Origin of the sequence: Microbacterium sp. NPDC089698 (genome assembly GCF_044749045.1) — a bacterium.
Classification (GTDB): domain Bacteria; phylum Actinomycetota; class Actinomycetes; order Actinomycetales; family Microbacteriaceae; genus Microbacterium.
In genome coordinates this window covers 21,762-39,157 of the sequence record NZ_JBIVHE010000006.1, presented here as the reverse complement: position 1 = coordinate 39,157, position 17,396 = coordinate 21,762, and the positions used below count along the sequence as shown (strand labels likewise).

Sequence of the window (17,396 nt, the reverse complement as noted above, 5' to 3'; positions counted from 1 at the left end):
GCCCTGATAGCCGGCGGAGCCCTGAAGGCCGGCTGAGGTTCAGCGGCACCCGGCGGCGGCGAGCACCGCGACCAGGGGTTCCGGGATCCGGTCCGGCGGCAGGGCCGCCACCACGTCGGCCGCGAAGTGCGCCTTGCGGCCGCTCGCGGTGCCGGCGAAGCGATGCAGCTGCGCCTCGACCGAGCGGACCCGCTGCGCGGGCTGCCCCTGGAAGACCCGGAACAGCGCCAGCTCGCCGCGGGCGGCCAGCGTCTCCAGCACCAGCCCGGGACCGGCCGCACGGATCACCTCGTCCTCGAGATCGCGCTCGCATCCGAAGAACCCCGCCCGGGCGATCGCGGCCGGATCCCCCTCGCCCTCGGCCAGCAGCCCGCCGGCGACGAGCGCGCCGACCACGTAGCGCAGCTCGGCGGCGTCGTAGAGGCCGGTCACGGGCACCACCGGATCCCGGCGCTCGAGCCAGGAGCGCAGGTTCGTGATCCCGCCGAGCGAGACGACGTCCGCGCGGAGGTCGACCCCGCGGACGCGGGCGGCGGCGAGGAGGGCGAGCCGGTCGCTCTCCCCCTCGACGAGCACGACGGGCAGCACCATCCCCCGACGGTATCGGGCGGCGACGGTCCCTGCGGCGCACGGACACGGTCCCAGCCCGCATCGGACGCCGCCGAGGACGCCCTCCCTCCGCGGCGGGCGCCCCTCGCCGCGGATCAGGCCGTGTACGTGAGCGTGACCGAACCCGCGCCGCCCTCTGCGCCGGCGCCGCCGTTCGCGGCGCTCGTCGTTGCTCCGACCGTGTTGACGACGCCGCCCGCCGACGTGGCCGTGTCGTCGGATCCGGCGCCTCCTCCGCCCGCGACGGCGGCCCAGGTGGCGCTGCCGCCGGTCGAATAGGCCGTTCCGGCCGCCGCGCCGCTGCCGCCGCCGCTGTAGCCGCCCCCGCCTCCCCCCGATGCCGAGTAGACGTAGTAGCTGCCGCCGTTCGCGCTTCCCGACCTCTCCGCATACACCGCGGCGCCTCCGTTCCCTCCGGTCCCGCTCGGCGCTCCGCCCGCGGCCCCGGCCACCGTGACCGGATTCGGATAGGTCCCCGCGGATGCCGCGCCGCCCGCTCCTGCCGCGGCCGCCGCCGCGGCCGCGCCGCCCCCGCCGGACATCCGGTACGCCGTCCCGTACGCACCCGTCGAGGCCTGACCCGCCGCGCCGGACGATCCGCCGTCTCCGAGAGCCATCGTCGACGCGGCGGATCCGGTGTAGCGCTGCGCATACGAGCCGGAGCCGCCGCCGCCCCCGGCGACGACGATGGCATCCCCTCCGACGAGGATCGCGCTGCCGGCACCGCCTCCCGCACCCCACTGCGTCTGCCAGTTGCCGGCGCTCGGGGTGCCCGGGTAGGGGCGCGGCGCTCCGCCGGCGCCGAACCCGCTGCCGCCGGCCGTGTACGAGCCGCCGCCGCCCGCGATCAGCGTCACGGTGGTGTCGCCGGCACCGGCCGGGAGGGTCAGCATCCCGACGATGCGATTCGCGGAACCGCCCGTCCCTCCGCCGCCGCCCCCGATCACCTCGTAGGAGATGTCCGTGGCGCCCGCCGGGATGACGACCGTGGTCGTCGCGCCGTCGGATCCGGTCGCCTTCGCCGTCCGGGTGACCGTCTGCCTCGCAGTGCTCGCCGCGGCGCGCGGCGCGGCGACCGCCGCGGCGATGACGGGCAGACTCCATGCCGCCGCCTTCACGACCCGTCGCCGGTCGGGGCCTGCAGCCTTCTGATCGTCCATGTCGATGTCCTCCCCATGCTGTCGTGGTGTCGTGCCGTCGTCCGTGTCCGAGTCGCCTCGTCCTGCGCCGGGCACGCCGGACTCCCGCTCGGAGGCGGCGCTTCGGGAGTGCGCCCGCATGCCCCCGGCGAAGGGCCCAGAGCAGATTACGGATCGGGCCCGGGCGGGGAGAACCCCCGGAAGCGTCAGTTCTCCGCACGATCGCGCCACACGGGTGAGGCGGAGGCGGCCACCCGATCGCGGATCCCGCACCGGCGCGCCGCTACCTCTCGTTCACCGGCACCCACGAGACTTCCTGCATGAGCAACGGCGATCATCCCGAACCCCAGGCGACCGCGAACAGCGGGGCCGTCGCGGTCGTGGGCCTGGACCTCCGCGGCGACGAGCCGGCGCCGAAGAAGCAGATCTACTCCTGGGCGCTCTGGGACTGGGCGACGCAGCCGTTCCACTCGGTGATCCTCACCTTCATCTTCACCGCGCTGTACCTGACGACGAACGCGTTCCTGCCGCCGGAGCTCGCGCATCTCGCCAAGACGGATCCGGCCAGGGTGGCCGGGATCGCCGAGCTCACGAGCGGTCTGGGGCTCGGCGGCACGATCGCCGGCTTCGCGATCCTGCTGCTCGCGCCCGTGCTCGGGCAGCGCGCCGATGCGGCGGGCCGGCAGAAGCTGTGGCTCGGGATCGGCACCGGCGCCCTGATCCTCTGCATGCTCGGGCTCTGGTTCGTCACGCCGACGCCCTCGCTGTTCTGGCTGGGCGTCGCCCTGATCTCGGCGGGCGTCGTGTTCAGCGAGATCGCCTCGGTGAACTCCAACGCGATGCTCATCTCGATCGCGAGCCCGAAGACGGTCGGCCGGATCTCGGGTCTGGGCTGGGGCTTCGGGTACCTGGGCGGCATCGTCGCGCTCGTCCTGGTGATCGTGTTCTACATGGCGGACTGGTTCGGGCTCTCCGCGGACGGCGGTCTGCCGTTCCGCATCATCGCGGTCGGCTGCGCGGTGTGGGCGATCGCGTTCTCGATCCCGATCTTCCTGAACGTGCCGGAGCCGTCCCTCGGACGTCCGGATCGGAAGGTCGGCTTCTTCGCCTCCTATGTGCTGCTCGTGAAGGACGTCATCGGGCTCTACCGCAACCCCAGCACCCGCACGACCTTCTGGTTCCTCGTCGCGAGCGCGGTGTTCCGCGACGGTCTCAGCGCCGTCTTCACCTTCGGCGCCGTGATCGCGAGCACGGTGTTCGGCTTCGAGTTCATGCAGCTCGTGATCTTCGGCGTCGCGGCCAACCTCATCGCCGGCGTCTCCACGATCCTCGCCGGACGCCTCGACGACCGCTGGGGCCCGAAGCGGCTGATCATCATCTCGCTCGCGTGCATGACGATCGCGGGCATCGCCGTGTTCGCCCTGGTCGACACCGGGCCGATCGCGTACTGGATCGGCGGCCTGATCCTGTGCGCGTTCGTCGGACCGGCGCAGTCGGCGGGGCGTTCGTTCCTGGCCCGGGTCACGCCCGCCGGCCGCGAGGGAGAGGTCTTCGGCCTCTACGCCACGACCGGGCGCGCTGCAAGCTGGATCGCCCAGGGCGCCTGGACCCTGCTCATCATCCTGACCGGCAACACCAAGTTCGGGATCCTCGGGATCGTCGCGGTGCTGCTGGCGGGGCTGCTCCTGCTCCTGCCGGTCAAGGAGACGCGGCGGAGCGTGCGGCTCTCGCACTAGGCCCGCTCGCGGCGGAGCAGGGCCACGAGCCTCGCCCGCCCGCCGGGCCGGCTGCGCCGCGGTCCCTACGCGTCGAGCGTGCTCAGGAGCTCGGGCGCCGCACCCGCCGCGCGCAGCCGCTCGCGCATCGCCCGCGCCGCGAGGGCATAGGGGCGCTCGTCCTGCAGGAGGAGGGAACGGGAGTTCGCCTCCTCGTTCAGCGCGACGAGCTCGAACGCCAGCTGCTCGGCATCCGCGGCGGAATCGAGCTCTCCCGCCGCGATCGCGTGCCGCACCTGCGCTTCGACGTAGCCGTACCAGTCCACGAGGGCCGTGCGGACCGCGTCGCGCACCGGACCGGGCTTGGAGTCGACGTCGGCGGCGGTCGCCGCGAAGAAGCAGCCACCCGTGAAGACGCGGTCGCGTGAGTAGTCCAGGGCGTTGCGGAGCAGGGCGGACAGTCGGCGCACCCCGCGGCGCTCGACCCGCGCGCGCTCGACGATGAGCGCGGTGAAGATCTCCCGCGCGGCGGCGACCGTCGCGAGCTGCAGCCCCTCCTTGCTCTGGAACAGCGTCGCGATGCTGCTCTTGCCCCGGCCGGACGCCGTCGCCAGCCTCCCGATCGTGAGGCCGTCCAGGCCGTCCACCGACGCGATGTCGGTCGCGCTCTCGAGCACGGTGCGCCGCGAGGCGTCGCCGCGCAGGCGACGCCCGTCCGACGCCCGACCCCGGGCGGTCCCGGCCTCGGCGGCTCCGTTCATGACGATGTCCGACATGCCTCTAGTGTACGAACGATCGTTCGCTTATTCTACGTATGACCGTTCGCATTCTTTGTCTGAAGGGGAACCGATGCCCGCTTCCGCCCGCCTGATCCTCGGCGGCATCCGCGCCGCCGGAACCGTATCGCCGCGCCTGGCCGGCCGCCTCGCCCTGCGACTGTTCTTCACGACGACCCCGCGCATGGCCGTGCGTGACGCCGACCTCGCGACGCATCGGGACGCGCAGCGGGAACGGATCCCGATCCGCGGATCCGAGATCGTCGCCTATCGCTGGGGCCGCGGCGAGCGCGCCGTGCTGCTCATGCACGGCTGGCAGGGACGCGCATCGCAGTTCGCCCCGCTCGTGCGCGAGCTCGTCGCAGAGGGCTTCCGGGTGGTCTCCTTCGACGCCCCGGCGCACGGGGACTCCCCGGGACGCCGCACGGACCTCCGGGACTGGGTCACGGCCGCGGAGCGGCTGCAGCGCAGCGACGGCCCCTTCGATACGATCGTCGGCCACTCCTTCGGCGGACTGGCCGCCCTCACCGCCGCGCGCACGACCGTGCCCTCCCCGCGCGTCGCGGTCATCGCGAGCGCCTCCGCGCCGGCCGCGTTCCTCGCGGAGTTCACCCGCACGCTCCGCCTCGAGCCCGCGGTCGCCGCACGCTTCGAGCAGCGGTTCGGCGCACGCTTCGGCCTCGACCGGGAGGGGATCGCCGCGGCCTACGACGCGGTGCAGGATCCGCTGCCCGCCGGCACCGAGCTGCTCGTGGTGCACGACCGCGCCGACCGCCGCATGCCCGACGACGACGCCCTGCGCCTGCACGCCGCGCACGCCGGCCGCTCACATCTGATGCGCACGGACGGGTTCGGTCACAACCGGGTGCTGCAGGCGGATCCGGTGCTGGATGCCGTGGTCGCGTTCGCCGGCGCGGGGATCGCCGGCATCGACGCCCCGGAGTCGCAGACCGCCGCCGTCCCGTGAGCGCCGATCCGGCCGCTCAGCGCCAGTTCGCGGCGATCTTGGCCAGCAGACGCGCGAACTCCGCCTGCTCCTCGGCCGTCAGCGCCGACATGGCGCCGCGCAGCGCCTCACGCCGGTCGCCGCGGACTCCGCGCCCCATCCGCCGCCCCTCGTCGGTGAGCACGATCCGGGTGCGGCGAGCATCGTCCGGATCCGCTTCGCGGCTCAGCCAGCCCCGCTCGACCCCCTGCTGCACCAGTCGCGAGGCACGCGGCTGATCCACGCCGATCGCCTCGCCCAGGGCGCTGACGCTGAGCGGGCCCGAGGCCAGCGCTTCGAGCATGCGCAGCCGCGCGGGCGCCTCGCCGCGCCCGCCGCCCCAGGATCCGCCGCCCCGGGGGCCCGCACCGCGTCCCCGCGGATCCGCGTGCAGACCCCCGTGGTCGCCGTGGTCGCCGTGCGGTCCGCCATGTCCGCGGAATCCCTCGCCATGCCGCGGATCTCCGTCATGCATCCCGTGGCGGCGCTCCCGGGGAGGCCGGGGACCCCGCCCGCGCAACAGGCCGAGCGCGGCGACGATCGCGTCGAGCGGATCCGGGTTCTCGGCATCGTGAGGCATGCTCCGATTTTACATGCGACTTGACATGGATCCCAATTGCATGTCACACTGCATGTACATGGCAGATGACATGAATCCGGGACAGACCGGAGAGACGGCCGCCACAGCGACGAGCCGCCGTCATCGCCCCGAGACCTGAAGGACTTCGCATGAACACCACAGAGAACACCCCAGAGAACACGCCCGCCGACCGGAGCCGCCCGTTCGGCTTCTGGATCACCGCCGTCGACCGCCTGCTGGCGGCCGAGTTCGCCACCGCTTTCGAGGATGAGGGGATCACCCGCCGTGACTGGCGGATCCTCAACGCCGTCGACGGCACCGTCCCGCTCGGCCGGGAGCTCCCGGCCGGCAAGGTGCGCCATCTGGCCGCCCTCGGCTGGGTCGAGCCCGGCCAGGACGGCTGGACGCTCACCGCAGAAGGCACCGCCGCCAAGGCGCGCCTGACCACCGCCGTGGAGGAGATCCGCGCGCAGGTCGCCGGCACCCTCGATCCCGAGGAGTTCGCCGCGATGGCGTCCGCCCTCGAGAAGCTCGCCCGCGGCCTCGGCTACGAGGAGGGCACGCGCCTCCCCCGCCGTCACGCCGGCGAGCGCCGCGGCGGCGGCCGAGGCGAGCACGGACACCGCGGCCGCGGCCGTCGCGGACACGACCGCCACCACGGCGGAGAGTTCGGCGAGCGCTTCGCGCGCCACAGCGAGCACCCTCGTCATGAGCACGGCTTCCCCGGCGGCTTCGGCGAGCGCCTCCCCCATGAGCACGCGCGCGGTGAGCGCTCGTTCCGCGGGCACGGTGCGCCCGGTCATTCCGCGGCGCACCTGCACATCCACCTGCACGACGGCCGCCACCGCAACGGCTGACCTCGCGCGTCCGATCCGGCCCCTGACCGCACTCCGCGGCGGGGGCCGGATCCTTCTGTCGGACCGATCCCCGACGACTTCCCTGCCTGCGTCGCGGAATAGAGCCCGCGCATGCACGGTTCCCCTTTCACATGACCCTTGTCGCTCCCGACCGGATGCCGCCGCTGCACGCCGTGCCGGGCACGGCGGCCGAGGCCCGTGGCGCGGTCGACGCCCTGCTCGCGACCGTCGACGTGCGACTGCGTCGGCAGGTGCGCATCGCCCCGGATCCCGCCGAGACGATCGCGCTGGATCGCAATGCGCTCTCGGTCGTCTACGTCATCGAGGGCACGGTGCACACCCGCTGCGGCGACAAGCCGGTGTCGCTCGCCCAGGGCGACGCGATGCTGACCCCTGGCCGGCTGCCGATGTCGCTCAAGACCGATCCTGCCACCCGGATCCTGGTCTCCACGCTCATCCTCGCGCCCGCCGCCGCGCACGTCTCGGACGCCTTGCCCGACATCGCACTGGTGCGCGACTTCGCCCACCACGAGCCGGCCGCCGCGGCCCTGGCCGCGCAGGTCGGGCTCGATCTCACCGCGCTCCCGGTCGACACCGCGGCGCTCGAGGACGCGAGCCGGGACGGCGACGCCGTGATCTGCCGCATGATGGCGAACACCGTGCTGGCATCGGTGATCCGCGCCTGGGCCGCGCACGGCTGCGCGCCCGCGGGCTGGCCCGCACGCACGAGCGATCCGTTCCTGGAGCGCGTGATCCAGGCGGTCCACGCCGCACCGGGCCACGACTGGAGCGTCGAGGGCATGGCCAGCGTCGGCGCCATGTCGCGGACGGTGTTCGCGGAGCGGTTCCGCGCCGCGTTCGGCACCTCGCCCGCGAGCTACGTGACCGAGGTGCGCATCCGCGCCGCACAGGACCGCCTCGCGCTCGGCTGCCTGGTCAGCGAGATCTCCCGCGACCTCGGCTACAGCTCCGACGAGGGCTTCAGCCGCGCGTTCCGCCGCCGTACCGGGCAGACGCCGTCCGCCTGGCGCGAGGCCCGCACCGCCTGACCCGGGCGATGCCCGGGTCGGTACGGGCCGCTCAGCGGAGCGCCCGCGCGCGGGATTCCCCCGGCGCCGACCGTGCTCCGAACGACTCCCGATACCTTCCGGGCGCGATGCCGACGACACGGTGGAAGTGCTTGCGCAGCAGCTCTGCGCTCGTGAACCCGACGCGATGCGCGACCTGCTCGATCGAGAGCGACGTCGACTCGAGCAGTTCGCGCGCCGAGGCGAGCCGCTCACGGATCACCCATTGCATGGGCGACATCCCCCGCGCTTCGCGGAAGCGGCGCTGCAGGGTGCGCGTCGTCATGTGCGCGACCCTGGCCAGGTCCTCGGTCGTCCACGAGCGTGCGAGGTCCTCCCTGACCGCGGACTGCATCGCCCGGAAGAGCCTGTCCGGCACTTCGTGGTCGCCGTACCGGGCGGGCACGTACTGCGCCTGCCCGCCGCTCCGGGCCGCCGGGATCACCATCCCGCGCGCCGACGCGGCCGCCGTCGCGAAACCGCGTTCGGCCGCGAGCAAGGCCAGGCAGAGGTCGATCGTCGCGGTCACCCCCGCCGAGGTCCAGATCCGCCGGTCCGCGTCGTGCGTGTAGAGCACGTTCGGCTCCAGGACGATGCGCGGATGACGTCGGACGAGCAGATCCGACATCATCCAATGCGTCGTCGAGAGCACGTCGTCGAGGAGGCCCGCCGCGCCGAGGACGAACGCACCGGTGCAGGCCGACGCGATCTGGGCGCCGGCGCGATGGGCACGACGGATCACGTCCAGGACCGGATCCAGTGCGCCGGAGTCGAGGGCGCGGATGACGCCGTCCACGCGCTCGAAGCCGGGGACGATCAGGGTCTCACCGGGGTCCACGCGAAGGAGCGGATCCGTGCGGATGCGGAAGCCGTGCCCCAGCTCCATCTCCCCGCCGGACGGGGACACGAGCCGGATGGCGTCGCCCTCGAGCGCGGGGGTGTCCGGATGCCCGGCGAACACCTCGAGGATCGACGCGACCTCGAAGGCGCGCATATCGGGGAGCAGCAGGATGACGAGCCTCATGCCGCCCCTCCGTCGCGTTCCCGGTCCGGACCGGAACCGGCCGAGGACGACACCGGGCACGACGACCGCCCCTCTGCATCAGGAGAGATCCTATGCACCGCGCCCGCGCGTCCGTCACCCCGCATCGCGACAGGATCCGGAAGGATCACGCCACGGTCGGACCGGTCTGCGCCGACGGCGCGTCCGTACGGGCGCTGATCCGGCTCGAGAACCCGAACAGCACCGCACCCACGATGAGCACGACCGCGCCGATCACGTAGACCTGAGCGATCCCGATGCCGTCCACCAGCAGACCGCCGATGCCCGCGGCGGTCATGATCGCCGCCTGGAAGCCCATGACAACCAGGCTCCCGCCCGCCTCGAGCCGGTCAGGCATGCGATGCCCGATCCAGGTGTTCACGATGAGCAGCCACGAGGCGAAGAAGAAGCCCCAGACGAACGCGACCACGCCGATCGCCCACAGGGATCCGACCAGCACGTTCATCAGCAGCACCACTCCGGCGATCACGAGCGGTGTGATCACGGCGAGCGTCCGGTAGCGGCGGTCGACGATGACGCCGATCGCGATGTTCCCGATGAAGCCGCCGATGCCGAACAGGGCGAGCAGCAGGATGATCGTGCCCTCGGTGATCGCGGCGCCGCCCTCGTGGACCCGCTCCAGGGCGACCCGGATGTACGTGTAGGCGATGAAGTGCCCGAGCACGACGAGCACATGGCCGACCACGCCCAGACCGATGCCGCGACGACGGAACGTCTCGACCAGGGTCGACAAGCGGGCGGTCCCTTCTGCGGGCACGCTCGGAAGCAGGATCCGCAGAAGGACCGCGAGGACGGCGCTGGCCGTCGCGGCGATCCCGAACACTCCTCGCCAGTCGAGCACCTGGCTGAGCAGCACCCCCGCCGGCACCCCCGCCACCGTCGCGAGCGAGACGCCGGCCGAGTTGAACATCATCGCCCGGCCCAGGCGCTCGGGCCCTGCGATCCGCGCCGCCACCGTCACCGACATCGACCAGAAGCCGCTCAGTGCGGCGCCCAGCAGCACGCGTGCGACGAGCAGCAGCGGCAGGTTCGGCGCGACCGCGACGATCAGATTCGAGACGGCCGCGCCGATCGCCATCCACACCAGCAGCGAGCGCCGGTCCAGACGGGGCAGCATGAGGCCGATGGTCGGCGCCACGATGAGTCCTGCGAGCGCGGTCACCGTGACCATCTGGCCGGCCTGGCCGGGCGTGACGCCGATCTCCGCCGCGATGTCGGTGAGCAGACCACCGGGGAGGAACTCCGCGGTGACGAGCAGGAACGCCGTCGCCATCATGGCGAGCAGGGCGCCGTAGTTCAGCCGGTGCGGGGCGGCGGCTGTGATCGTGGGCACAGGGGCGGTCGTGGTCATGCTTCCAGCATTCCGTGTCCGTCGCGCCCGCGCCCGACCATGCGTCCGGCGGATCCGACCGATCGTCCGGATCGGGCGACGCGCGCGAGCCCCGTGTCCGTCAGGCGAGCGGCAGCACGGCCGGGAGAGCGGCGGCCGCGACCGGGAAGGGCCACGCCGCATTCGCGATGAGCACCGCGATCAGCACGACGGCGCCGACCAGCAGCACGAGGAGGATCAGGAACACCAGCCCCACGAGCAGGGGGTAGTTGCCGCCTCCGCCCTCCGGGGCGAGCGGGGGTGCGGGCCGTTCCGGCGGAAGCGCGGGCAGCGGCGGCAGGCCCGCGGCGGGACGAGGATGCTCCGCGGGGCTCGACGTCCGCGGATCCTCCGGTCCGGCGATGGACGGGTTCTCCGGCGCGGGCTCGCCGTCGCCGAACACCGCAGGGTCGGGCGACGCGAGGATCTCGGCGAGCCCCGGGGTCTCCTCCGCCGGTGCGGCCTCCGGGGGTGCGGCGAGGAGGTCGGAGAGCGCGGCGCTCTCCTCGGCCGGGGCGATCTCGGGATCGGCCAGGAGGTCGGCGAGCCCCGCGCTCTCCACCGGAGCGGGGGCGAATTCGGCGTCACCGGCGGGCGGCGACGCCGGCTCGGGCGCGGCGGAGGGCGGCGGTGCGGACTGCTCGTCCGGGTTCGGCTCCGTCTCGTCCGCGGTCATGTCAGCCTCCGGTGGACCCCGCGTCGGTGACGCCGACGTCGGTGCGGTGGAAGTTCTGGAAGGAGCGCGACGCGGTCGGGCCGCGCTGGCCCTGGTAGCGGTTGCCGTACGGACCGGATCCGTACGGGTTCTCCGCCGGGGAGGAGAGCTGGAAGAAGCACAGCTGGCCGATCTTCATGCCGGGCCAGAGCTTGATCGGCAGGGTCGCGACGTTCGCGAGCTCCAGCGTGACGTGCCCCGTGAATCCGGGGTCGATGAAGCCGGCCGTGGAGTGCGTGATGAGTCCGAGGCGGCCCAGGGACGACTTCCCCTCGAGGCGGGCGGCGACGTCGTCCGCGAGCGACACCCGCTCGAACGTCGCGCCGAGCGCGAACTCCCCGGGGTGCAGCACGAACGGCTCGTCCGGATCGACCTCGATCAGCCGCGTCAGCTCCGGCTGGTCCTCTCCCGGGTCGATGAAGGGGTACTTGTGGTTGTCGAACAGCCGGAAGTAGCGGTCCAGCCGCACGTCGATGCTCGACGGCTGGATCATCGACGGTTCGAGCGGATCCAGTCCGATCCGTCCCGCGTCGAGCCCCGCCCTGATATCCCTGTCGCTCAGCAGCACGGTTTCAGCGTAGTCGGTGCGGTCACTGCGGGTCGGTCAGACCGTTGCGGAACGCGAACACGACCGCCAGCACGCGATCCCGCATGCCGAGCTTCTGCAGCACCCGCCCGACGTGCGTCTTGACGGTCGACTCGCTCAGCCACAGCTTCTCCGCGATCTCGGCGTTGGACAGCCCCTGCACGAGCGCGTCGAAGACCTCGCGCTCGCGGTCGGTGAGCACCTGCAGCCGGGCCGCGGCGGCGCGCCGGTCGTCCTCCCTCGCCCGACGGCCGGGATCCTCCGCGGCGCGGGCGAGCGCGCCGAAGCGCCGCAGCAGCTCCGACGTGACCCGCGGAGCGAGCACGGCATCGCCGGCGGCGACCGCCCGGATCGCGGCGACGATGTCGTCGGCATCCGAGTCCTTGAGCAGGAAGCCGCTGGCTCCGGCGTCGATCGCGCCGAACGCGTAGGCGTCCAGATCGAAGGTCGTCAGCACGAGCACCCTGATTCCGCTGCCGGACGCGACGAGCTCCCTCGTCGCCTCGAGCCCGTCCATGCGCGGCATCTGCACGTCCATCAGGACGACGTCGGGCCGATGCACGTTCGCGAGCGCCACGGCCTCGATGCCGTCCTGCGCCTCCCCGACCACCTCGATGTCCGGCTGCGCGCCCAGCACCATCGCGAGACCGGCGCGGATCAGCGCCTGATCGTCGGCGATCAGCACCCGCACGGGCGTCATGAGCCGCTCCTCGGCAGTGCGAGGCGGACGGCCCAGCCGCGTGCGCCGGAGGGGCCGGCATCGAGCGTCCCGCCGTAGAGGGCGGCGCGCTCGCGCATCCCCAGCAGCCCGCGCCCGACGCGGGCAGGAGCGGCCACGGGCCCGGGCACGCTCGTGCGCCCGCGCTCCGCCGGGGCGCCGTGCCCGGGACGCGCACCCTCCTGCGCGACGGGCGTCGCGCCGTCGTCCCTGACCTCGGCGTGGATCTCGTCCGCGGTCACCCGCACCTCGACCCGCACTTGAGTGGGGGCCTCGGCGTGCCGCAGTGCGTTCGTGAGGGACTCCTGCACGACCCGGAACACGGTCATCTGGAGCCCCGCCGGGATCCCCTGCGCATCGACGGCCGCGGACTCCCGGGGATCGTCCCGCTCTGCCCGCCCCAGGTCGAGGTCCAGTCGCACCGGCAGCCCGATCCCGCGGTAGACCTCGGCGAGGCGCGGGAGGTCTTCGAGTCCGGTCCCGCTGCGCGCGGACTCCTGACCGTTCGGCCGCTCGAGCACGCCGAGCACCCGGCGCATCTCGTCGAGGGAGGAGCGCGCGACGCCTCCGATCTGGCCCACCGCCTCCCGCGCGCGATCCGGATCCGCGTCGAACACGGCCCTCGTGCCGTCGGCCAGCCGCACGATCACGCTCAGCGAGTGCGACACGATGTCGTGCACGTCGCGGGCGATGCGCGAGCGCTCGGCGAGCGCGGCGAGCTGCGCCTCCTGATCGCGTTCATGCTCCAGGATCCGCGCCCTCTCGACGAGCGCCGCCACGTAGCGGCGGCGGTTGCCCGCGTTCTGCCCCCACAGCAGCGCGACCAGGAGCAGCAGCAGATCGAACGCCGCCCAGGTCAGGGCGGTGTCCAGCCGCGACCCGGAGCGGTTCACCGGAGTGAAGCCGAACCCGGTGAGCAGATGCACGGCGCTGAGCACGAGGGTCACCGCATAGGCGATCGCTCCGGCGATCCACGCCCGGGACACCCGGTCGTACACGGCGATCGCGAACACCGCATAGGCGACCGCGAACGCGCCCACGTCGAGCGAGAACGGCAGCAGCACGAGCGGCAGCGTGACCGCGACGAGGAAGAGCAGCACCGGGTTGCGCCGCCGGAACAGCATCATCGTCGTCGCGACGATCGCGACCACGACGAGCCCGAGGCCGAAGCCCCATGGTCCGACCGGCCGGGCCGCGATCGCAGGATCCGCGGATTCCGCCGCGAACATCGGCACGGCCGTCAGCACGACCCAGCTGAGCGTCGTGAGCGCATCCGCCAGGTGCGGATGGCGCTGCCAGCGCGACGCGGCGCGATCCAGGGCGCGCGCGGAGCCGTCGGTCACGTCGCCAGTCTCCCACGGTCCTCGGAGTCGGCGGGGGCCGCCGGATCCTGCTCGCCCTCGAACACCTCGACTCCGGCGCTGCGGCGCTGACGGCGGGCCTCGCGACGCTCCCGCCGCGCCTGCCGACGGTCGCCGCGGCGCTCGTAGAGCACGACCAGCGCCGGCACCAGCAGCAGCGTGAGCACGGTCGACGACACGAGCCCGCCGATCACCACGATCGCCAGCGACTGCGAGATGAACGCCCCGCCGCCGGTGATGCCGAGCGCCATCGGGATGAGGGCGAAGATCGTCGCGCACGCGGTCATGATGATCGGCCGCAGGCGCAGGCGCGCGCCGTGCACCACGGCGTCGTCGAGCCCCGAGCCGCCGCGGCGGTACTCGTTGATGAGGTCGATCAGCACGATCGCGTTCGTGACCACGATCCCGATCAGCATGAGCATGCCGATCAGCGCCGGGATGCCGAGCGGCGTCCCGGTGATCAGCAGACCCGCGATCGCCCCCGTCGCGGCGAACGGCACGGAGACCAGCAGCAGCAGCGGCTGCACGAGCGAGCGGAACGTCGCGACCAGCACGATGTAGACCAGGGCGATCGCGGCGAGCATGGCGATGCCGAGCTCGCCGAACGACTGCGCCTGCTCGGCGGCGGCGCCGCCCTCGTCCAGGCTCACGCCGGCGGGCAGCGAGACGCCGTCCACCGCGGTCTGCACGCCGTAGGACGCCGTGGACAGATCTGCCCCCTCGGCGGGCGTGGCCGAGATCGTGACGGCGCGGGCGCCGTCGATCCGGGTGATCGTGGCCGGCGCCGAGACGACCTCCACCGCGGCGATGTCGCCGACGCGGATCGGCGTCGCGCGCAGGTGCTCGAGGTCGCGCTGCGCCTGGGTGAGCCGGTCGGTCTCGGCCTGCTGGCGCGAGCCGTCGGCGATCGCGGTGCGCGCCGCGGAGATCTGCTCGTCGAGGTTCGTCAGCCCGCTCTCCGCCCCGGCCACGGCCTGGGTGAGCTGCTGGAGGAGCTTCTGGTACTCGATCGCGCTGAGCTGGCCCTGCGTCGCGGGGCTCGTGTCGGCGGGCGGCGGCGAGGCGAGCAGCTGCGCGAGCTGCTCGCGCAGCGCCGCCAGGTCCTGCACCCCCGAGGAGCGGGCGTCGTACAGCGAGGAGAGCTGCTCATCGGCCTTGTTCTCCGCCTCCGTGCGCGCCTGGGACGACATCGCCTCCTGCTCGCGCTGCAGCGCGTCCGCCGCGTCCTTCTGCGTCTTCTGCGCCTGCAGCGCGGAGATCGGCAGGGTGAGCGCCTTGACGGCCTCCGGATCCGTCGCCGTCGACTGCGCACGGACCACCAGGTCCGTGGCGGTGCCGTCGATGCCGACGGAGCCGAGCCGCTCGCCCTGGACGGCGGCGGAGATCGCCGCGCCCACCTCGGCGGTCGTGAAGCCCTGCGTCGCGGCGCGGGAGGGGTCGACCGAGACCTTCAGCACCGGCAGGTCGGCGGCGAGATCGCTCTTCACCGTGCCGATGCCGTGGACCTTCTCGAGCGCCGCGGCGAGCTTCTCGGACGCGCTCGCCAGCGCCTTCTCGTCGGGGCTCTTCACGATCACGTCGATCGAGGAGGACGTGGTCTGGGTCGCCTGCGTCGACACGGTGATGCGGTCGGCGTCGGGGAGCTCGCCCACCGCGGTGCGGATCCGCGGCAGCACGGCCTTCGGGTCCGCATCCGCGGCGATCACGATGTCGAGCGTGACGGGAGCGCCCTGCTCGCCCGCGGTGGTGCGGTACGAGGCGACCCCGTCCAGGTCGCGGACCTTCTTCTCCAGGGCGGTGGCCGCCTTGTCCGAGACGGCGAGCGTGGTGTCCAGCGGCATCGTCTGGGTGACGGTCACCGCGCGCTCATCGGCGAAGCTGCCGAGCATGTCGGTCTTCAGGAAGCCGGCGGCCACGATCGTGCCCGCGAACACCACGACCGAGATCAGCACGACGGTCACGGGACGCCGCAGCGCGAACAGCAGCGAGGGCAGATAGGCGCGCTGCATGCGCGTGACGCGCTCGGCGGGATCCTGCGCGATCGGCTCCGGGGCCGATCCTGTCGCCTCCGCCGCACCGGCCAGAGGCGGCTCGGCAGCAGCCGCATCCGAAGCCTCCGCGTGCTCCGCGAGAGCTGTCGCCCCGTGCCCGGCATCCGCTGCGGCGGTCGCATCGGCGACGGCGGCCTTCGCCGGACGGCGCAGGAACCAGTACGCGAGCACCGGCACGATCGTCAGCGACACCAGCAGCGAGGCCAGCAGGGCGATGGTCACGGTCAGGGCGAAAGGCCGGAACAGCTCCCCCGCCATGCCGCCGACGAGCGCGACCGGCAGGAACACCGCGACCGTCGTGAGCGTCGACGCCGTCACGGCCCCCGCCACCTGGCGCACGGCGGCGAGCACATCGGCGGGCGTGAGCGGTGCGGATCCGCGCCGACGCGCGATGTTCTCGATGACGACGATCGAGTCGTCGACCACCCGGCCCACCGCGACCGTCAGCGCGGCGAGCGTGAAGACGTTGAAGGAGAACCCGCCGACGCGCAGCCCGATCACCGCGATGAGCAGCGACAGCGGGATCGAGACGGCCGTGATCACGGTCGCCTTGGGGGAGAGCAGGAACACCAGGATGATGAGCACCGCGAACACGAGGCCGAGGCCGCCCTCGACAGCCAGGTCGTGGGTCGACTTCTCGATCATCGTGGACTGGTCGAAGAGCACCGAGCTCGCGGCGTTCCCGCCCAGCGCGGGGAGGGCCTTCGCGACCGCGGCGGTCACCGCGTGGGACACCTGCACGGCGTTCGCCTCGGGGGTCTTGGTGATCGTCAGGCTCAGCGCGGGACGCCCGTCCGAGCGCGAGATCGTGCTCTGCGGGACCGGGGCCAGCTCGACGGTCGCGACCTCGGACAGCGGCACGGGGCCCTGCATCGTCGGGATCGGCATCGCCGAGAGGCGCTCGATCGAGGTGCCCTCCTGGCCCACCTCGATCGCCATCGCGCGTGTTCCGTCGCTGCTGGTGCCGGCGGGCACCACGACCCCGGCGGTGCGCAGCAGGGCCGACACCGCCGCCGCGTCGATCGACCGCGCCGACAGCTTGGCCGGATCCAGGGTCACCAGCACGCGCTCGGAGACGCGCCCCGAGACCTGCACGGCGCGCACGCCCGCCACGTGCTCGATCGCCGGGACGAGCGTCTTGTCGACCCGGTCGGCCAGGGCCTCGACATCGCCGTCTCCGGTGATCGCGAGGCTCTGCACCGGGATGTCGGCGGAGCTGCCCGCATAGACCTCGGTGTGGATGCCGTCGGAGGCGGATCCGGCCGCCGTCGCGGCGGCCTTGAGGTCGGCGAGGATCTTGGTGTCGTCGCGGCCGAACGCCCACGACACGGTCAGCTGACCGCTCCCGCTCGAGGTGCTCGTGCGGACCTCGTCCACCCCGGTCACCGCGCCGAGCGCATCGGACAGCGGCTTCACCACGTCGTGGTCGAGGGTCTCGGCCGAGGCGCCCGGCTTGGTCACGAGGACGACCGCCGCGGGCTGCGACATCGACGGCAGCAGCTCCTGCTTCATGCTGCCGGTGGCCCAGAGCCCCGCCCCGACGATGAGGACGGTGAACAGGGCCACGACGGCACGGTTGGCGAGGCTGAGTCGGGTCAGCAGGGTCACAGATCCTCCAGGGCGATCACGAGCGGGCGCAGGGCACCACGGCTGCCGCCAGGTGCGACGAACCGTACCTTCAGCAAACCGGTCGCGACCGGGTCCGCACATCCGCTTCGGGGAGGATCCCGTCCGTCCCGGGGTCGTCCTCAAGTACCACATCCGGGTGCGTCGACCGCCGGCGCAGACGACGTCGCCCCCTCCGG

15 protein-coding genes are annotated in these 17,396 nt (G+C 73.0%); 4 read left to right on the top strand and 11 right to left on the bottom strand.

Going from position 1 to position 17,396, the window contains the following annotated elements; all coding sequences use genetic code 11:
- Nucleotides 1-39: 39 nt before the first annotated feature.
- Nucleotides 40-591, bottom strand: a complete 552-nt coding sequence (locus tag ACIPY5_RS15580) for a hypothetical protein (protein WP_400972228.1) — start codon at nucleotides 589-591, stop codon at nucleotides 40-42.
- A gap of 113 nt (nucleotides 592-704) precedes the next feature.
- Nucleotides 705-1,769 (bottom strand): hypothetical protein, encoded by a 1,065-nt coding sequence (locus ACIPY5_RS15575; RefSeq protein ID WP_400972226.1) that lies wholly within the window; start codon nucleotides 1,767-1,769, stop codon nucleotides 705-707.
- A gap of 299 nt (nucleotides 1,770-2,068) precedes the next feature.
- On the opposite strand from ACIPY5_RS15575, the gene ACIPY5_RS15570 reads away from it, so the two are divergent.
- Nucleotides 2,069-3,484 (top strand): MFS transporter, encoded by a 1,416-nt coding sequence (locus tag ACIPY5_RS15570; protein ID WP_400972224.1) that lies wholly within the window; start codon nucleotides 2,069-2,071, stop codon nucleotides 3,482-3,484.
- A 65-nt stretch (nucleotides 3,485-3,549) separates the two neighbouring features.
- Here the strand turns inward: ACIPY5_RS15570 and ACIPY5_RS15565 are convergent, their stop codons facing one another.
- Nucleotides 3,550-4,239, bottom strand: a complete 690-nt coding sequence (locus ACIPY5_RS15565) for a TetR/AcrR family transcriptional regulator (RefSeq protein WP_400972222.1) — start codon at nucleotides 4,237-4,239, stop codon at nucleotides 3,550-3,552.
- A 73-nt stretch (nucleotides 4,240-4,312) separates the two neighbouring features.
- Here ACIPY5_RS15565 and ACIPY5_RS15560 point away from each other — a divergent pair, with 73 nt between their 5' ends.
- The gene (locus ACIPY5_RS15560; protein WP_400972220.1) at nucleotides 4,313-5,206 is read left to right on the top strand and encodes an alpha/beta hydrolase; all 894 of its coding nucleotides are present in this window, start codon (nucleotides 4,313-4,315) and stop codon (nucleotides 5,204-5,206) included.
- Between the two features lie 16 nt (nucleotides 5,207-5,222).
- Here the strand turns inward: ACIPY5_RS15560 and ACIPY5_RS15555 are convergent, their stop codons facing one another.
- Complete coding sequence (locus tag ACIPY5_RS15555) at nucleotides 5,223-5,804, bottom strand: MarR family winged helix-turn-helix transcriptional regulator (protein WP_400972218.1); 582 nt, start codon at nucleotides 5,802-5,804, stop codon at nucleotides 5,223-5,225.
- Nucleotides 5,805-5,953: 149 nt separating this feature from the next.
- On the opposite strand from ACIPY5_RS15555, the gene ACIPY5_RS15550 reads away from it, so the two are divergent.
- The gene (locus ACIPY5_RS15550; RefSeq protein WP_400972217.1) at nucleotides 5,954-6,661 is read left to right on the top strand and encodes a MarR family winged helix-turn-helix transcriptional regulator; all 708 of its coding nucleotides are present in this window, start codon (nucleotides 5,954-5,956) and stop codon (nucleotides 6,659-6,661) included.
- 131 nt (nucleotides 6,662-6,792) lie between these two features.
- Entirely contained in the window at nucleotides 6,793-7,710 is a 918-nt protein-coding gene (locus ACIPY5_RS15545) for a helix-turn-helix transcriptional regulator (RefSeq protein ID WP_400972215.1), read from the top strand.
- A gap of 31 nt (nucleotides 7,711-7,741) precedes the next feature.
- Here ACIPY5_RS15545 and ACIPY5_RS15540 read toward each other — a convergent pair whose 3' ends face one another.
- From ACIPY5_RS15540 to ACIPY5_RS15510, 7 genes are all read right to left on the bottom strand, one after another.
- The gene (locus tag ACIPY5_RS15540) at nucleotides 7,742-8,752 is read right to left on the bottom strand and encodes a GlxA family transcriptional regulator (RefSeq protein WP_400972213.1); all 1,011 of its coding nucleotides are present in this window, start codon (nucleotides 8,750-8,752) and stop codon (nucleotides 7,742-7,744) included.
- A 145-nt stretch (nucleotides 8,753-8,897) separates the two neighbouring features.
- Nucleotides 8,898-10,142: an MFS transporter gene (locus ACIPY5_RS15535; protein WP_400972211.1), complete on the bottom strand. Its 1,245-nt coding sequence runs from the start codon at nucleotides 10,140-10,142 to the stop codon at nucleotides 8,898-8,900.
- A 100-nt stretch (nucleotides 10,143-10,242) separates the two neighbouring features.
- Nucleotides 10,243-10,836 (bottom strand): hypothetical protein, encoded by a 594-nt coding sequence (locus ACIPY5_RS15530; protein ID WP_400972209.1) that lies wholly within the window; start codon nucleotides 10,834-10,836, stop codon nucleotides 10,243-10,245.
- Between the two features lies 1 nt (nucleotide 10,837).
- Complete coding sequence (gene dcd / locus ACIPY5_RS15525) at nucleotides 10,838-11,443, bottom strand: dCTP deaminase (RefSeq protein WP_400972207.1); 606 nt, start codon at nucleotides 11,441-11,443, stop codon at nucleotides 10,838-10,840.
- Between the two features lie 22 nt (nucleotides 11,444-11,465).
- Nucleotides 11,466-12,161 (bottom strand): response regulator transcription factor, encoded by a 696-nt coding sequence (locus ACIPY5_RS15520; protein WP_309341718.1) that lies wholly within the window; start codon nucleotides 12,159-12,161, stop codon nucleotides 11,466-11,468.
- Entirely contained in the window at nucleotides 12,158-13,522 is a 1,365-nt protein-coding gene (locus tag ACIPY5_RS15515) for a sensor histidine kinase (RefSeq protein ID WP_400972204.1), read from the bottom strand. The genes ACIPY5_RS15520 and ACIPY5_RS15515 overlap by 4 nt, the downstream gene beginning before the upstream one ends.
- Nucleotides 13,519-17,199 carry an efflux RND transporter permease subunit gene (locus ACIPY5_RS15510; RefSeq protein ID WP_400972202.1) on the bottom strand — a complete coding sequence of 1,227 codons (3,681 nt, stop codon included), beginning with the start codon at nucleotides 17,197-17,199 and terminating at the stop codon, nucleotides 13,519-13,521. The genes ACIPY5_RS15515 and ACIPY5_RS15510 overlap by 4 nt, the downstream gene beginning before the upstream one ends.
- Between the last annotated feature and the right edge of the window lie 197 nt (nucleotides 17,200-17,396).